The following is a 16,077-nucleotide window of genomic DNA, read 5'->3' on the forward strand; positions in this document are numbered from 1 at the left end:
ACGAGGGGACCCATGCACTACGGCGGCGACTACAACCCCGAGCAGTGGCCAGAGGAGGTGTGGCGCGAGGACGTCGAGCTCATGCAGCGGGCGGGCGTCACGATGGTCAGCCTCGGCATCTTCTCCTGGTCGCGCATCCAGCCCGCCGAGGGCGAGTTCGACTTCGAATGGCTCGACACCGTGATCGACCTGCTGCACGAGGGCGGCATCGCCGTCGACCTCGCGACCGCGACCGCCTCGCCGCCCGCCTGGGCCATCGAGAGCTACCCCGACATGCTGCCGCGCGACGCCGACGGCACCCTCTTCGGCCCCGGCAGCCGCCAGCACTACGCGCCGACCTCGCCGGACTACCGGCGCCTGGCATCCGCCCTCGTCACCGCCATCGCGGAGCGGTACGCGACGCACCCCGCCATCGTGATGTGGCACGTCAACAACGAGTACGGATGCCACCTGAACTACGACTACTCCGACAACGCCCGCGACGCCTTCCGCGTCTGGCTGGAGAAGAAGTACGGCACGATCGACGCGCTCAATCGCGCCTGGGGCACGGACTTCTGGTCGCAGCGCTACACCTCGTTTCGGCAGATCCTGCCGCCGCGCAAGGCGCCCTACAGCCTCAACCCCGGCGGCATGCTCGACTTCAAGCGCTTCACCTCCGACGCGCTACTTGAGTGCTACCTCATGGAGCGCGACATCATCCGGGCGGCCGGCGCCACGCAGCCGATCACGACGAACTTCATGGGCGCGTTCGCCCCCGCCGACTACTTCTCGTGGGCGCCGCACCTCGACCTCATCACCGACGACAACTACCCCGACCCGAACGACCCCGAGTCCTTCCGCGCCTCGGCGTTCGCGCGCGACCTCATGCGCTCGCTGAAGCCCGGTGTGCCGTGGATGCTGATGGAGCAGTCCACCAACGCGCTCAACTGGCGCCCGACCAACGCGCCGAAGGCGCCGGGGCAGATGGCCGCGCTGAGTGCGCAGGCGATCGGGCGCGGGGCGGACGGCATCCTCTTCTTCCAGTGGCGCCAGTCGCGCCGCGGCAGCGAGAAGTTCCACTCGGCGATGGTTCCCCAGGCGGGCCTCGAGACGCGCACCTGGCGCGAGGTCACCGAGCTCGGCGCGCAGCTGAAGCGTCTGCCCGAGCTGCCGCGCGAGGGGCAGGATGCCAGGGCCGCGCTCGTCTTCGACTGGCACAACTGGTGGGCGGTGTCGAACACCGACCACCCGGTGGCGATCGACTACCTCGAGCTCGTGCAGCGCTGGTATGCCGCGTTCCACCGTCTCGACGTGCCGGTCGACCTCGTCCGCCCGACGGACGACCTCTCCGCGTACGACCTCGTCGTCGCGCCCGAGCTGTACCTGATCACCGACGAGGGCGCGGCGAACCTCACGACGTTCGCAGAGCGCGGCGGCACCCTGTTCGTCACGGCGTTCTCCGACATGGTCGACGGCGACGATGCGTTCCGCGAGGGCGGCTTCCTCGTGTCGCTGCGCCGCGCGCTCGGCGTGTGGCTCGAGGAGTCCGGCGCGCTCGTGCCGCCCACCCGCGTCGTCGGCGCGACCTCGGCGGGCGAGACCGCGAGCGCCGTCGGCGCCGCCGGGCCGGGGCAGTCGTCCGCGACGGTGCGCACCCCCGCCGGCGACCTGCGCGGCGAGTTCTTCGCCGAGGAGATCCACCCCACCACCGCCGAGGTGCTCGGCGAGTTCACCGACGGCCGCACCGCCGGCATGCCCGCCTTCACCCGCAACGCGGTCGGCGAGGGTCGCGGGTACTACCTCGCGACGATCCCGGATGCCGCGGGCACGAACGCCCTCGCCCAGTGGCTCGTCTCGGAGCTCGCTCTCGACCCCGTGCTGCCCGGCCTGCCCGAGCGCGTCGAGGCAGCGCGCCGCGGCGACCTCGTCACCGTCGTCAACCACGACAGCGCCCCGGCATCCGTCGCCATCCGCGGCGTCGACGTGCTGACCGGCGAGCCGGTCGACGGCGTCGAGCTCGGTGCCTACGGCTACCGCTTCGTGAGCGTGCAGGAGGAGTCGTGAGCTTCGGCGCCGCCTTCGACCTCATCCGCGGCGAGGTCGAGCGCGGCCGGATGCCGGTCGCGATCCTCGGCGTCGCGGATGCCTCGGGCGTGCTCGCCCTCGACGCGTTCGGATCGGTCGACGGGCGCGCGGCCACGACCGGCGACTTCGTGCCCGTGTTCAGCGTGACGAAGCCGCTCGTCGGCCTCGCCGTGCTGCGCGCGCTCGAGCGCGGCCTGCTCGGGTTGCAGGACCCGCTGCAGGGCGTGCTGCCCGAGTTCGGCCGTGGGCGCGAGGACGTCGTGCGGCTGGTGCATCTGCTCACCCACACCGCGGGAATCGTCGAGCCGGCGCTCGACGCACCGGAGGGGCTGTCGGCCGCGCTGCTCGCTCCCGGCCGCGACTTCGCCGCCGGCACGGTCTCCCGCTACTCGTCGGTCGCGTTCGAGGGTGCGCGCGTCATGCTCGAGGCCGCGACCGGGCGCGGGTTCGAGGAGCTCGTCGCCGAGGTCGGCACCCTCGTCTCGCCCGAGGTGCGCTTCACCTTCGACGCGGACGTCGACCCGCTGCCGATCGTCGAGACGGCCGAGAACGGGCTCGACTGGGCGCGGTTCGCCGCCCTGCGGCATCCGGGCGCCGGGGTCTACACGCGCGCGGCCGACCTGCTGGCGCTCGGGCAGAGCCTGCTCGCGGGCGACGGCCGCATCGTGCATCCGGGCACGCTCGCCGCGTCGCTGCGCCCGCAGACCGCGGGCCTGCCGAAGCTCGAGCCGTACCCGGTCGAGCGCGGACAGGACTGGGGCCTCACCTGGAACGTGCGGCACTCCGACCCCGCCCTGCTCGAGCGCGGCCTCTACGGGCACGGCGGCTGGGCGGGCTGCGAGTGGTGGATGTATCCGGAGCTCGGGCTCACGTTCGTGCTGCTCACCAACCGGCCGGCGCTCGGCTCGCACGGCTGGGACGCGTCGCGGCTGCACAACGCGGTGGCATCCGGGGTCTGAGCGCCGGCGTGCCGCCGCGCTGACTGGCCAGCCGCTTGCTGAGTGGCCAGCGCATCGCTTGGTCACTCGGCGATGAACGCACCACTCACCGTCCCGTCGGTCGAGTAGCCCGCGCAGCGGGGGTATCGAGACCCGTCGCCGCGCGTGCGTCTCGGTACGACAAGCGGGCGGAAGCGAAACACCCCCGCAACATCCGCCACCTATGGTCGGAACATGGCGGACCTGTTCGAGGGCTACGGGCTCACCGCGCAGAAGCGGCGGGCTCCGGCGGTGCCCGCGTGGGACGAGATGTTCGACGCGTCCGGCGTCGCGCGCGACTCGTACCGCGACATCCATGCGTCGCTCGGGCGGATGACTCAGGCGGAGCTGCGCGGGCGGACCGCCGCGCTCGCCGACTCCTACCTCGCCCAGGGCGTCACGTTCGACTTCGCCGGCGAGGAGCGGCCGTTCCCGCTCGACGCGGTGCCGCGGGTGATCGACCAGGCCGAGTGGGTGCGGGTCGAGTCGGGCATCAAGCAGCGGGTCAAGGCGCTCGAGGCGTTCCTCGACGACGTCTACGGCCCGCAGCTCGCCGTGCGCGACGGGGTGATCCCCGCCCGGCTGCTGAGCTCGTCGACGCACTACCTGCGCGAGGCGGCGGGGGTGCGGCCGGCGAACGGCGTGCGCATCCAGGTGAGCGGCATCGACCTCATCCGCGACGAGGCCGGCGAGTGGCGTGTGCTCGAAGACAACGTGCGCGTGCCGAGCGGCGTCAGCTACGTCATCTCCAACCGCCGCGTCATGGCGCAGACGCTGCCGGAGCTCTTCGTCTCGATGCGCGTGCGCCCGGTCGGCGACTACCCGCACCAGCTGCTCCGCGCCCTTCGCGCCGCGGCGCCAGAGGGCGTCGACGATCCGACCGTCGTCGTGCTCACGCCCGGCGTCTACAACTCCGCCTACTACGAGCACACCCTGCTCGCCCGCCTGATGGGCGTCGAGCTCGTCGAGGGCCGCGACCTCTTCTGCTCCGGCGGCCGCGTCTGGATGCGCACGACCGCGGGCCCCACCCGGGTGGACGTCATCTACCGCCGCGTCGACGACGAGTTCCTCGACCCGCTGACCTTCCGCGCCGACTCGATGCTCGGCTCGCCCGGGCTCATGCTCGCCGCGCGCCTCGGCAACGTCACGATCGCGAACGCGGTCGGCAACGGCGTCGCCGACGACAAGCTCGTCTACACCTACCTGCCCGACCTCATCCGCTACTACCTCGGCGAGGACGCGATCCTGCCCAACGTGCGCACCTGGCGCCTCGAGGAGCCCGAGTCCCTCGCCGAGGTGCTCGACCGGCTCGACGAGCTCGTCGTGAAGCCCGTCGACGGCTCGGGCGGCAAGGGGCTCGTCGTCGGCCCCGCGGCATCCGCGTCGGAGCTCGACCAGCTGCGCAAGCGGCTGCAGCGCGACCCGCGCGGCTGGATCGCCCAGCCCGTCGTTCAGCTCTCGACCATCCCGACCCTCGTCGACGACGGGATGCGACCGCGGCACGCCGACCTGCGCCCGTTCGCCGTCAACGACGGGAAGGACGTCTGGGTGCTGCCCGGTGGACTCACCCGCGTCGCCCTGCCCGAGGGGCAGCTCGTCGTGAACTCCAGCCAGGGCGGCGGGTCGAAGGACACCTGGGTCGTCGGCACCGAGCCGCTGCGGGTGAGCGAGCAGAGCGTGCAGGAGATCGTGTTCGACCAGGCGACGCCGACCTCGTCGATCCCGATCATCACGGCGTCGCACAGCCCCGACCATTCGCCGCAGGACGCGCCCCAGCAGGATCAGCAGCAACAACAGCAGCAGAGCGCCGAGGCGCCGAGGGGAGGTGACGCCGGATGCTGAGCCGCATCGCCGAGTCGTTGTTCTGGATCGGCCGCTACATCGAGCGCTCCGACGGCACCGCGCGCATCCTCGACGTGCACCTCCAGCTGCTGCTCGAGGACCCCTGGATCGAGGAGGACGCCGCCTGCCGTGCCCTGCTCAGCGTCATGGGCAGCGCGGCACCGGATGACACGGAGCTCACCCGCGCCGACGTGCTCGCGATCCTCGCCATCGACCGCCAGCACCCGGCATCCATCGCCTACTCGCTCGGCGCCGCCCGCGAGAACGCCCGCCGCGCGCGCGAGATCGTGTCGACGGAACTGTGGGAGGTGCTCAATACGACGAGGGCCCGGATGCCGCGCCGCGTCGCCTCCGACAAGGTGCACGAGTTCTTCGCGTGGGTGCGCGAACGCGCGGCGCTCGCCGTCGGAATCATCGAGTCGGCCACGAGCCGCGACGAGGCGTGGAGCTTCTTCACCCTCGGCCGCAGCCTGGAGCGCGCGGACATGACGGCGCGGCTGCTCGCCACGCACTCGCTCACCGAGGCATCCGGCCCGTCCTGGACCACGATCCTCCGCTCCTGCGGGGCCTACGAGGCGTACCTCCGCACCTACCGCGGGGTGCCGAGCGCTCGGAACGCGGCGGAGTTCCTGCTGCTCGACCGGCTGTTCCCGCGGTCGATCCTGTTCTCGGTCATGCGGGCCGAGGAGTGCCTGCGCGAGCTCGAGCCGCGCAGCAGCCACCGGTCGGCGACGAGCGACGGCGCCCTGCGCCTGCTCGGCCAGATCCGCTCCGAGCTCGAGTACCGGCCGGTCAGCGAGACCCTCGACGACCTGCCCCGCTACATGGACGAGGTGCAGTCCGCGATGACCGCCGCGAGCGAGGCCGTGCGCCACCGCTACTTCCCGACCAACGCGGCGCCGAGCTGGGTGGGGGAGTCGTCGTGAAGCGTCTGCGCATCCGGCACGAGACCGGGTTCAACTACCAGGGCGAGGTCAGCGCGTCGTACAACGAGGCGCGGATGCTGCCCGCGAGCGCCGACCGGCAGTTCGTGCTGCACTCCAACCTCGAGATCCGGCCGATCTCGTCGAGCCACACCTACGTCGACTACTGGGGCACCCGGGTGTCGTCGTTCGAGATCCTCACGCCGCACAAGGCGCTCTCGCTCACGGCCACGAGCCTCGTCGAGGTGCGCGAGCAGCAGCACTCCGACCACGCCGTCGGCTGGGACGAGCTGGCGGGCGAGGTCGAGAGCGCGACCGCGTTCGTGGAGCAGCTGACCTCACGCCGCCGCACCGATCCGCCCGAGGAGGTCGTCGACATCGCTCGCCGCCTCGCCGCGCAGGCCGCGAGTCCGTGCGAGGCCGCGCTCGCCATCAGCACCGAGATCGGCCGCCGCATCGAGTACATGCCGGGCGCGACGAGCGTCACGAGCACGGCCGTCGATGCGTGGGAGGCCGGCAAGGGCGTCTGCCAGGACATCACGCACCTCGCACTCGGGGCGCTGCGCTCCGTTGGGATCCCCGCCCGCTACGTCAGCGGCTACCTGCACCCCAAGCCGGATGCCGCGATCGGCGAGACCGTGAGCGGCGAGTCCCACGCGTGGGTCGAGTGGTACTGCGGCGAGTGGCGCGGCTTCGACCCCACGAACCTCATCGACATCGGCGACCGGCACGTCACGGTCGGTCGTGGCCGCGACTACGACGACGTGCCGCCGCTGCGCGGCGTCTACGCGGGCCCGTACTCCTCGAGCCTCTTCGTGCGCGTCGACATCACCCGGGAGGCATGACCGGCACGCTGTCCACTTTCCGCAAGGTCCTCCGTTTTCGCCGGTCACGGGACGTTCGACCCGGGATAACGGCGCGTTTCGTTGCAGAATGATCCTCGACTTCCGAGCCCAGAAGGATCGAGATGAGCACCACGACGTCAACGCGCCCCTACAACTCCCCGCTCCGCAAGGCGGAAGCGGCGGCGACGCGAGCGCGCATCCTCGACGCGGCGGCGGCGCTCTTCGAGGAGGAGGGCTACGCGCTCACGACGATGAAGCAGATCGCCGACCGTGCCGGCGTCTCGCTGCAGACCGTCCACCTCGCCGGCCCCAAGGCGGCGATCCTCCTCGCGGCGTACGACCGCCGGATCCAGCAGGGCGGCCTCCCGCGTCGCGACCCGGCGCACGCGCCGCTCGAGCGGCTGTGCGTCGCCGCCGGCACGAGCATCGCGGTCAACTCCCGCTCGGCGAAGCTCTGGTACGCGATCGAGGCGGCCTCGCACTCTGATCCGCTCGTCAAGGAAGCCTTCCGCGCGATGGTCGAGGGGCACAGCGGTGCGGTGCGCGACGTCGTGTCCGCGCTGGACGTCGACGATGTCGATGCCGCGATGGCCGAGGTGCACTTCCTGCTCGCGGCGACGACCTATCTGCACTTCGTCGAGCAGCACGGCTGGTCGCACGAGCGGTTCCGCGGATGGCTCGAGCGGCGGCTGTTCGCGACCGTAGGCCGCTGACCCGAGACTTTCGTCTTGTCCGCGCATAAGCGGATGCTGTCGATTCTCTCAACAGTGTTGAGAAAAGGGCGCCCCGGCGGCGAGGGGACGGCAGAATAGCGGGCAACTTCCGAGCCGATGGGGACCGAGATGACCACGACGTCGACGCGCCAGTACAACTCGCCGCTGCGCAAGGCCGAGGCCGCCGCCACGCGGGCGCGGATCCTGGATGCCGCCGCCGAGCTCTTCGCCGACCAGGGCTACGCCCTCACGACGATGAAGGAGATCGCCGACCGGGCGAGGGTCTCGCTGCAGACCGTCCACCTCGCCGGCCCGAAGGCGTCGATCCTGCTCGCCGCCTATCAGCGCGTGATCGAGAGCGCCGCGCTCCCGGAGCAGCTGCGCATCGAGACCGCGGCCGACAAGGTGCGCGCGGCGGTCGAGGTCAGCGTCGAGTTCGACTCGCGTGCGGCCAAGCTGTGGCGCGCGGTCGAGGCGGCGACGCACTCCGACCCGCTCGTCAAGGAGTCGTTCACGACGATGATGAACGGCAACAACGAGCCGCTGCGCGACGCGCTCGTGGAGCTCGGGGTCGAGGATCCCGACGCCGTGCTCGCCGAGCTCGTCTTCGAGATGTCGCCGGCCGCGTACCTGCACTTCGTCGAGCTGCACGGCTGGACGAAGGAGCAGTACCGCGAGTGGCTCCACCGCCGCGTCGAGACCGCCGCGGGACTCTGACGCCTCCGCGCATCCCGCCGGTCGGGTAGTCGCCGCAGGCGACGGATCGAAAGCCCGCGCCCCGCGAGCGCGCTACCCCCGGTTCGCCGCCGCTTCCGCGCTGCCGAGGGCGTCGCGACTGCCCGTGGCATCCGGCCGCAGCGCGTCGCTGACGAGGTAGAGCCGCTTCGCGCGGCGGTCGAGGCGCACGCGCAGCTCATGCCAGCGCACCATCCAGAACACGGCGACCGCGGCGGCGAGCAGGCCCGAGACCGCGGCGATCCACAGCGTCGCGCGGGGGCCGGCGATGTTGCCGATCCAGCCGACGACGGGTGCGCCGATCGGGGTGCCGCCGACGAAGATCGCCATGTAGATCGCCATCACGCGGCCGCGCAGCTGCGGCGCGGTCGTGGTCTGCACGAGCGCGTTGGCCGTCGTCATCATCGTGAGCGACGAGAACCCCACGGCGACGAGCACGACGCCGAACGTGACGGGGCCTGGCGCGAACGACGCGACCGCGCATGCGACGCCGAAGGCGGCGGATGACACGACGAGCCAGCGCATGCGGGGCCGCTCCCGCCGCGCGGCCTGCAGCGCCCCGGCGACCGACCCGATCGCCATCACCGACGACAGGACGCCGTAGGCATCCGCCCCCAGGCCGAACTCGGTCGAGGCCATGGTCGAGGTGAAGATCGGGAAGTTGAAGCCGAAGGTGCCGACGATGAACACCATGATCAGCACGACGATGATGTCGGGCCGGGTGCGCACGTAGCGGAGCCCCTGCCGGAACTGGCCACGCTCCTTCTTCGCGCGCGGCGCGTGCCGCAGCTCGGAGGTGCGCAGCAGGTAGACGGCGGCGATCGTCGCGATGAACGTGAGCCCGTTGATCACGAAGACCCACCCGGCGCCGACGGCCGCGGTGAGCAGTCCCGCGATCGCGGGCCCGGCCAGGCGCGCGCCGTTGAACGACGCCGAGTTGAGCGCGACCGCGTTCGAGAGGTTCTTCTCGGGCACGAGCTCGGCGACGAAGGTCTGCCGGGCGGGGGCGTCGATCGCCGCGGCGATGCCGAGCCCGAGCGCGAAGGCGTAGACGTGCCAGAGCTCGGCGACGCCGGTCACCACGAGGGCGCCGAGGCCGAAGCCCAGCAGCGCCATGACCGTCTGGGTGAGCACGAGCAGCTTGCGCCGGTCGAAGCGGTCGGCGATCGTGCCCGAGATCGGCACGAGCAGCAGCTGCGGCCCGAACTGCAGCGCCATGGTCACGCCGACCGCGGCGGCATCCTGGTCGGTGAGCTCGGTGAGGACGACCCAGTCCTGGGCGGTGCGCTGCATCCAGGTGCCGATGTTGCTGACGAGGGCACCCGCGAACCAGACGCGGTAGTTGAAGAAGCCGAGGGACCGGAACATCGGACTCACTTGCCGGCGAGCTCCTTCATGATCGCGGCGGCCTCGCTCAGCACCCGACGCTGCTCGGGCGAGAGCTCCTTGAGTCGCTGGAACAGCCACGCGTCGCGGCGGCGACGGGTCTCGCGCACGACGTCGCGCCCGGCGTCGGTGATCGAGAGCAGCACCTTCCGGCCGTCGTCGGGCGACTCGGTGCGCTGTAGGTAGCCGGCCTGCTCGAGCGCGTTCACGGTGCGGCTCATCGACGGCGGGGTGACCCGCTCGAGGTCGCTGAGCTGGCTGAGGGTGTGCGCGCCGTCGCGGAAGAGGATGGCGAGCACGCTGACCTGGCCGTCGCTGAGGTCGCTGTCGGCCTTCTCCGCACGCAGCCGGCGCGAGAGCCGGCCGACGCCGACGCGGAGCTCGGCACTGAGGTCGTTCGTCTGCACCCGCTTGAGGGCGCTGGTGATGGTGGGGGGCTCGAAACTCACGGTTGTTTAGCTTAGCAAATTAGCCTTGCTAAGTACCTGGCCGGATGCCTGGAGAGCGCTGTGCCCGCCGCGCAGGAGCGCTACCGTCGCTGCATGACTCCGCAGCGCAGCGAGCACACGTTCACCGACTCGTCGGGCATCCACGTGCACTACACGTCCTGGCGCGTGCCGGAGCCCCGCGGAGTCGTGCAGGTCGCGCACGGGCTGGGGGAGCACTCGGGGCGCTACGAGGAGCTCGCGCTCGCGCTCGCCGAGGCCGGCTACACGGTCTACGCCGACGACCACCACGGGCACGGCCGCACGGGCCTCGAGCAGCACGGCGGTGACCACGCCAAGCTCGGCCGGCTCGGCCCGGGCGGCATGCACGCCGCGGCCCAGTCGCTCGCCGACCTCGCGGAGCTGCTGCGGAGGGAGCACCCGGATCTACCGCTCGCGCTGATCGGCCACAGCTGGGGGTCGCTGCTCGCGCAGATCACGCTCAACCGGCATCCGGAGCTCTGGGACGCCGTCGTGCTGTCGGGCTCGGCCCACCGCTCCATCACGGGCATGAACGGCGGAGACCTCAACAAGCAGCACCATCACCTCGGCAAGACTGGCTACGAGTGGCTGAGCCGCGACCCGAAGGTCGCCGAACGCTTCGCCGCCGACCCGCTCTGCTTCGGCACGCGCGCCGCGAAGGTGTGGGGCGCGGTCAACACGGTGCGGGTGCTCGGTCGCCCGTCGAAGCGGCTCGGCCGCGACATCCCGCTCTACCTGATGGTCGGCGACGACGACAGCTTCGGCGGGGTGCTGAGCGTCGAGCGCCTCGCCCGCGACTACACGGTGCGGTCGGGGCTGACGGATGTCTCGCTGCAGATCTATCCCGGCGCCCGGCACGAGATCTTCAACGAGACCAACCGGCGGGAGGTCTTCGCCGACCTCGTCGCCTGGCTCGATCAGCGTCTCGCTCCCGCGCCGCGATAGCCTCGGCGCATGCACGGCGAATACAAGGTGCCCGGCGGCAAGCTCGTGGTCGTCGACCTCGAGGTCGAGGGCGGCGTCATCCGCGACTTCCGTCTCGCAGGCGACTTCTTCCTCGAGCCCGACACGGCGCTCGACGCGATCAACCGCGCCGTCAACGGGCTGCCCGCCGACGCGGAGGCGACGCGCATCACCTCGGCGATCACCAACGCCCTGCCGAAGGATGCCGTGCTGCTCGGGTTCTCGCCGGAGGCCGTGACCACGACCATCCGCCGCGCGCTCGCCAAGGCGACCGACTGGCGCGACTACGAGTGGGAGATCGTGCGCGGGCCCGCCGTCGACCCGCAGATCCAGATGGCGCTCGACCAGGTACTCACCGAGGAGGTCGCCGCCGGTCGCCGCAAGCCGACGCTGCGCTTCTGGGAGTGGGAGCGCCCCGCCGTCGTCATCGGCAGCTTCCAGTCGCTGCGCAACGAGGTGGACCTCGAGAACGCCGACCGGTTCGGCTTCACCGTCGTGCGCCGCATCTCGGGCGGCGGAGCGATGTTCATGGAGGCCGGCAGCGTTGTCACCTACTCCATCTACGCCCCCACCGACCTCGTGCAGGGCATGAGCTTCGCCGAAAGCTACGCCTACCTCGACGACTGGGTGATCAAGGGCCTGCAGGGCCTCGGCATCGACGCCCAATACAAGCCGCTGAACGACATCACGTCGCCTACCGGCAAGATCGGCGGAGCCGCGCAGAAGCGCCTCGGCGCGGGCGCCCTCGTGCACCACGTGACCATGAGCTACGACATGGACGGCCAGAAGATGGTGCAGGTGCTGCGCATCGGCCGCGAGAAGATCAGCGACAAGGGCATCACGAGCGCCGCCAAGCGCGTCGATCCGCTGCGCAGCCAGACGGGCAAGCCCCGGTCCGAGATCATCGACCACCTGATCGGCACGTTCCGGCAGCTGAACGGCGGCACCGACGGGGCGATCACCCCGGAGGAGTGGGCGAAGGCGGAGCAGCTCGTCAAGGAGAAGTTCGGCACGGAGGAGTGGCTGCAGCGGGTCCCGTGACGCGCGCGGCCGGCGTCCTCCCGTCGGTCGAGTAGCTTGCGCAGCGCGTATCGAGACCCTCGCGCCTCTCGCCTGCGGTCGAGTAGCCCGCGCAGCGGGCGTAACGCGACCCGCGCGACCGTTCCCGGTGCCTAACGAAGGAGAATCCCGGCCTCCCGGTCGAGAACCGACCGGATACGCCGATTTCTCCTCCGCTAGCCCCACTCCGGATCGACAACGGAGGCGTTCTGCCCTCCCCGCGTCCACTCCCGACGTGGCATCCGCGAACCGCCTCCCGAATCGATCCGAGATTCACGGCCCCCTGTCCACCGTCGGGCGGATCGCGTATCCTCCTGGAGGCTGATTTCGCACACCCGAAGGCGACGGCCGAGATTCTGGCCCGTACCCTCGAAGGGTGGACCCCATGCTGTGGCTTCTCATCGTCGTCGGCGTCATCGCGCTCGGCTACGTGGCTCAGCATTTCGGCTGGATCGACCTCAGCAACAAGCGTCGCACCGGCAGCGGGGGCGGCGGCATCATGTCGATCGGCGACGAGGTCTTCAACCCGACCAAGCACGAGGCGCAGGTCGAGCTCGACCGGCAGACCGTGCTGCCCGCACCGGCCCCGGCGCCCGGCGACGGTGACCTCGGCGTCTACAAGGGCGCGGTGCGCATCGAGCTGAGCGACGAGGACGAGGACACGCAGCCCCGTCCGCGAGTCCGCCGCCGCTGAATCTCGCCGCCGTGGTCGAGGGGGCTCGTCCCTGCGAGCCACGCGGTTCGCAGCGAGCTGCCGCCTCTGCGCGCCGCCGCTGAGTCCTTGCCGCTGACCCGCGCCGTCAGCGCTCGGTGAGCTCCGAGTACTCGGGGTGCTCGTCGATGAACGCCGCGACGAACGGGCACGCCGGACGCACGCGGTAGTCGGTGTTCGCGCGCACGTCGTCGAGCGCCGACTGCACGAGCTGCGAGCCCATGCCCGACTCGCGCTTCTCCGGGTCGATCTCCGTGTGCGTGAAGATGATCTCGCCGTCGCGGATCACGTACTCCGCGAACCCGGCGAGCTCGCCGTCTTTGTGCAGTTCGTAGCGGCTGTTCCCGGACTCGTTGCGCACCTCGGTCGTCATGCCGTCCACGTTACGGCGGCGACCCTTGGGATGATGTGGGCATGCAGCCGACGTCCACGCAGAATCTCGTGCTCTTCGGCGACAACCTCGACGCGGTGGCGGGGCTTCCGGATGCCTCGTTCACGCTCGTCTACCTCGACCCGCCGTTCAACACCGGGCGCGCCCAGGTGCGCCGCGCGGTCACGAGCACGCGGACGACGACGGGCGGGCTGCGCGGCTTCAAGGGGCGCACGTACGAGCGCGTGCGCGGCGACATCCTGAGCTACGACGACGCGTTCGAGGACTACTGGAGCTTCCTCGAGCCGCGCCTCGCGGAAGCGTGGCGGCTGCTCGCCGACGACGGCACCCTCTACCTGCACCTCGACTACCGCGAGGCGCACTACGCGAAGGTGCTGCTCGACGCGCTGTTCGGCCGCGAGTGCTTCCTCAACGAGATCATCTGGGCCTACGACTACGGGGCCAAGAGCAAGAACCGCTGGCCCACCAAGCACGACACGATCCTCGTCTACGTGAAGGACCCGGCGAAGTACCACTTCGACTCCACCGCCGTCGACCGCGAGCCGTACATGGCGCCGGGGCTCGTGACCCCCGAGCAGGCGGAGCGCGGCAAGCTGCCCACGGATGTCTGGTGGCACACGATCGTGTCGCCGACCGGCCGCGAGAAGACGGGCTATCCGACTCAGAAACCCGAGGGCATCCTGCGCCGCATCATCCAGGCGTCGAGCCGGCCGGATGACCGTGTGCTCGACTTCTTCGCCGGCAGCGGCACCACGGGCGCGGTCGCCGCCGCGCTCGGCCGCCGCTTCGTGCTCGTCGACCGCAGCGCGGAGGCGATCGAAGTGATGCGCCGCCGCCTGCCCGAGGACACGGTCTTCGAGACGGTTGCTCCCGCCGCGGGCGGCGTCGCAGCCGCGGGAGCTTGAGCGAGACGTCGAGCGAGCAGCCGCGGAAGTCACTCCTAGCCGCGAACGTTCGCGGCTGGGGAGTGACAACCGCGGCTGGGCCTCGAACGCAGAAGGGCACCGCCGGGGAAAGTTGCATCGCGTCGCGAACGTTCGCGGCTGGTTGCAACAACGCCCGGCTGGAGGGGCAGCGCGCCGGAAGACGCAGAAAGGCCCGCCGGGGAAAGTCGCATCGCGTCGCGAACGTTCGCGGCTGGTTGCAACAACGCGCGGCTGGAGAGGCAGCGCGCCGCGAGACGCAGAAGGGCCCGCCGGGGAGGCATCCGGCGGGCCCTTCGTTGTGCCAGCGCTAGGAGCGCTGGGCCTTCTCGGCGTCGGCGTGGTCCGACTCGACGTTCGGCTCGACGAGCGCGCCCATCTGGTTGCCGGCCTGCTGCGCCTGCATGGCGACCTGCGCCTCGTGCGCCTCCTGCACAGCCGACTTCGCGCGGAGCGGGGTCGCCTTGAGGAAGAAGCTCAGCAGGAACGCGACGAGGATCACGAAGAACCCCACCCAGAACACGGTGACGGATGCCTGCGCGAAGCCGTCGAGGAACGGGGCCGCGAGCCGCGGGTCCGCGCCGGTCAGGAACGAGGTGTCGCCGCTCAGCGAGTCGCCCACCGAGCCGCCGGACTGCGCCTGCTGGTAGATCTCGAGGATGCCCTTGTTCGCGGGGGCGGCGAGCACGTCGGGGTCGGCGAGCGCCTCGGCGATGCCCTGCTGCATCGACGACTTGCCGAACGCCGCGGCGATCGTGTCGGGGATGCGGGCGAACAGCACGGAGAAGATCACGGCGGTGCCGAGGGTTCCACCGATCTGGCGGAAGAACGTCGACGCGGATGTCGCGACGCCCATGTCCCGCACACCGACCGAGTTCTGGCTGGCGAGGGTGAGGGTCTGCATCAGCTGGCCGAGGCCGAGTCCGATGATGAACATCCCGATCATGGTGAACCAGACCGGCTTGTCGTAGGTCTGGAACGTCAGGAAGAGGAAGCCCCCGGCGAGCAGCGCGGAGCCCAGGATCGGGAAGATCTTGTACTTGCCGGTGCGGGCGATGAGCTGCCCCGCGACGATCGACGAGGTCATCAGGCCGATGATCATCGGGATGGTCAGCAGACCGGCCTCGGTCGGGGTCGCTCCGTTGACGAGCTGCAGGTAGAGCGGCAGCGACATCATCGCGCCGAACATGCCGAAGCCGACGATCACGCCGAGCACCGACGCCATGGAGAACGTCGACGACCGGAACAGCTTGAGCGGGATCAGTGCGGCGTCGCCCATGGCGCGCTCGACGACGACGAACGCGACGATGCCGAGGGCACCGATCACGTAGCAGGCGATCGCGCCCGGGGAGCCCCAGCCCCACTCGCGGCCCTGCTCGGCGACGAGGATCAGTGGCACGACGGCGACGGCGACGAGGGCAGCGCCCCACCAGTCGATGCGCACGTCGTGACGGGTGTGCGGCACGTGCAGGAACTTCCACACGATGAACAGCGCGACCGCGCCGATCGGCACGTTGATGAAGAACACCCAGCGCCAGCCGTCGGTGAAGAGGATCTCGTCGATGCCCGAGAGCAGGCCGCCGACCAGCGGGCCGATGACGCTCGAGATGCCGAAGACGGCGAGGAAGTAGCCCTGGTACTTCGCTCGCTCACGCGGCGCGAGGATGTCGCCCATGATCGTGAGCGGCAGCGCCATGAGGCCGCCGGCGCCGAGGCCCTGCACCGCGCGGTAGGCGGCGAGCTCGTACATCGTGTTCGCGAAACCCGAGAGCACGGAGCCCACCAGGAAGATCGTGATCGCGAGGATGAAGAGCGGCCGGCGACCGAAGATGTCGCTGAGCTTGCCGTAGATGGGCGTCGCGATCGTCGAGACGATCAGGAACGCGGTAGTGACCCAGGCCTGGAGGCTGAGGCCCTGGAGGTCGTCCGCAATGGTGCGCATCGAGGTGCCGACGATCGTCTGATTCAGGGACGAGAGGAACATGCCCGCCATGAGGCCGAAGATCACGTAGAGGATCTGGCGGTGGCTCATGACGGCGCCGTCGGACGGCGCGGGGGCTGCGGGTGAAGCTGCTGA

General features: G+C 70.7%; 15 protein-coding genes. 11 read left to right on the forward strand and 4 right to left on the reverse strand.

What is annotated here, in order from left to right:
- Positions 1-12 precede the first annotated feature (12 nt).
- From JUB10_RS09055 to JUB10_RS09085, 7 genes are all read left to right on the forward strand, one after another.
- Complete coding sequence (locus tag JUB10_RS09055) at positions 13-2,043, forward strand: beta-galactosidase (protein WP_207455716.1); 2,031 nt, start codon at positions 13-15, stop codon at positions 2,041-2,043.
- Positions 2,040-3,023, forward strand: coding sequence for a serine hydrolase domain-containing protein (locus JUB10_RS09060; RefSeq protein WP_307859168.1), 984 nt, complete (start codon positions 2,040-2,042; stop codon positions 3,021-3,023). The genes JUB10_RS09055 and JUB10_RS09060 overlap by 4 nt, the downstream gene beginning before the upstream one ends.
- A 213-nt stretch (positions 3,024-3,236) precedes the next feature.
- Positions 3,237-4,883, forward strand: coding sequence for a circularly permuted type 2 ATP-grasp protein (locus JUB10_RS09065; RefSeq protein ID WP_207455718.1), 1,647 nt, complete (start codon positions 3,237-3,239; stop codon positions 4,881-4,883).
- Entirely contained in the window at positions 4,877-5,809 is a 933-nt protein-coding gene (locus JUB10_RS09070; protein WP_207455720.1) for an alpha-E domain-containing protein, read from the forward strand. Before JUB10_RS09065 ends, JUB10_RS09070 begins: the two co-directional genes overlap by 7 nt.
- The gene (locus JUB10_RS09075) at positions 5,806-6,651 is read left to right on the forward strand and encodes a transglutaminase family protein (protein WP_207455722.1); all 846 of its coding nucleotides are present in this window, start codon (positions 5,806-5,808) and stop codon (positions 6,649-6,651) included. The genes JUB10_RS09070 and JUB10_RS09075 overlap by 4 nt, the downstream gene beginning before the upstream one ends.
- Before the next feature lie 122 nt (positions 6,652-6,773).
- A complete protein-coding gene (locus tag JUB10_RS09080) occupies positions 6,774-7,364 on the forward strand; it encodes a TetR/AcrR family transcriptional regulator (RefSeq protein WP_207455724.1) in 591 nt (196 codons plus the stop codon).
- Positions 7,365-7,493: 129 nt separating this feature from the next.
- The gene (locus JUB10_RS09085; protein WP_207455726.1) at positions 7,494-8,081 is read left to right on the forward strand and encodes a TetR/AcrR family transcriptional regulator; all 588 of its coding nucleotides are present in this window, start codon (positions 7,494-7,496) and stop codon (positions 8,079-8,081) included.
- 72 nt (positions 8,082-8,153) lie between these two features.
- Here JUB10_RS09085 and JUB10_RS09090 read toward each other — a convergent pair whose 3' ends face one another.
- Both JUB10_RS09090 and JUB10_RS09095 read right to left on the reverse strand, forming a co-directional pair.
- Entirely contained in the window at positions 8,154-9,467 is a 1,314-nt protein-coding gene (locus JUB10_RS09090; RefSeq protein WP_207456081.1) for an MFS transporter, read from the reverse strand.
- 5 nt (positions 9,468-9,472) lie between these two features.
- Entirely contained in the window at positions 9,473-9,934 is a 462-nt protein-coding gene (locus JUB10_RS09095) for a MarR family winged helix-turn-helix transcriptional regulator (protein ID WP_307859170.1), read from the reverse strand.
- Between the two features lie 93 nt (positions 9,935-10,027).
- Between JUB10_RS09095 and JUB10_RS09100 the strand changes: the two genes are divergently transcribed.
- From JUB10_RS09100 to JUB10_RS09110, 3 genes are all read left to right on the forward strand, one after another.
- Positions 10,028-10,897, forward strand: coding sequence for an alpha/beta hydrolase (locus JUB10_RS09100; RefSeq protein WP_207455727.1), 870 nt, complete (start codon positions 10,028-10,030; stop codon positions 10,895-10,897).
- Positions 10,898-10,906: 9 nt separating this feature from the next.
- Positions 10,907-11,956, forward strand: coding sequence for a lipoyl protein ligase domain-containing protein (locus tag JUB10_RS09105; RefSeq protein ID WP_207455729.1), 1,050 nt, complete (start codon positions 10,907-10,909; stop codon positions 11,954-11,956).
- 403 nt (positions 11,957-12,359) lie between these two features.
- Positions 12,360-12,668, forward strand: coding sequence for a hypothetical protein (locus tag JUB10_RS09110; RefSeq protein WP_207455731.1), 309 nt, complete (start codon positions 12,360-12,362; stop codon positions 12,666-12,668).
- Positions 12,669-12,774: 106 nt separating this feature from the next.
- Here JUB10_RS09110 and JUB10_RS09115 read toward each other — a convergent pair whose 3' ends face one another.
- The gene (locus JUB10_RS09115) at positions 12,775-13,059 is read right to left on the reverse strand and encodes a GNAT family N-acetyltransferase (protein ID WP_207455733.1); all 285 of its coding nucleotides are present in this window, start codon (positions 13,057-13,059) and stop codon (positions 12,775-12,777) included.
- A gap of 41 nt (positions 13,060-13,100) precedes the next feature.
- Between JUB10_RS09115 and JUB10_RS09120 the strand changes: the two genes are divergently transcribed.
- Positions 13,101-13,982: a DNA-methyltransferase gene (locus tag JUB10_RS09120; RefSeq protein WP_207455735.1), complete on the forward strand. Its 882-nt coding sequence runs from the start codon at positions 13,101-13,103 to the stop codon at positions 13,980-13,982.
- Between the two features lie 328 nt (positions 13,983-14,310).
- Here the strand turns inward: JUB10_RS09120 and JUB10_RS09125 are convergent, their stop codons facing one another.
- Positions 14,311-16,032 carry an MDR family MFS transporter gene (locus JUB10_RS09125; protein WP_207455737.1) on the reverse strand — a complete coding sequence of 574 codons (1,722 nt, stop codon included), beginning with the start codon at positions 16,030-16,032 and terminating at the stop codon, positions 14,311-14,313.
- Between the last annotated feature and the right edge of the window lie 45 nt (positions 16,033-16,077).

It is taken from the genome of Desertivibrio insolitus (genome assembly GCF_017355965.1).
GTDB lineage: Bacteria > Actinomycetota > Actinomycetes > Actinomycetales > Microbacteriaceae > JAFIQW01.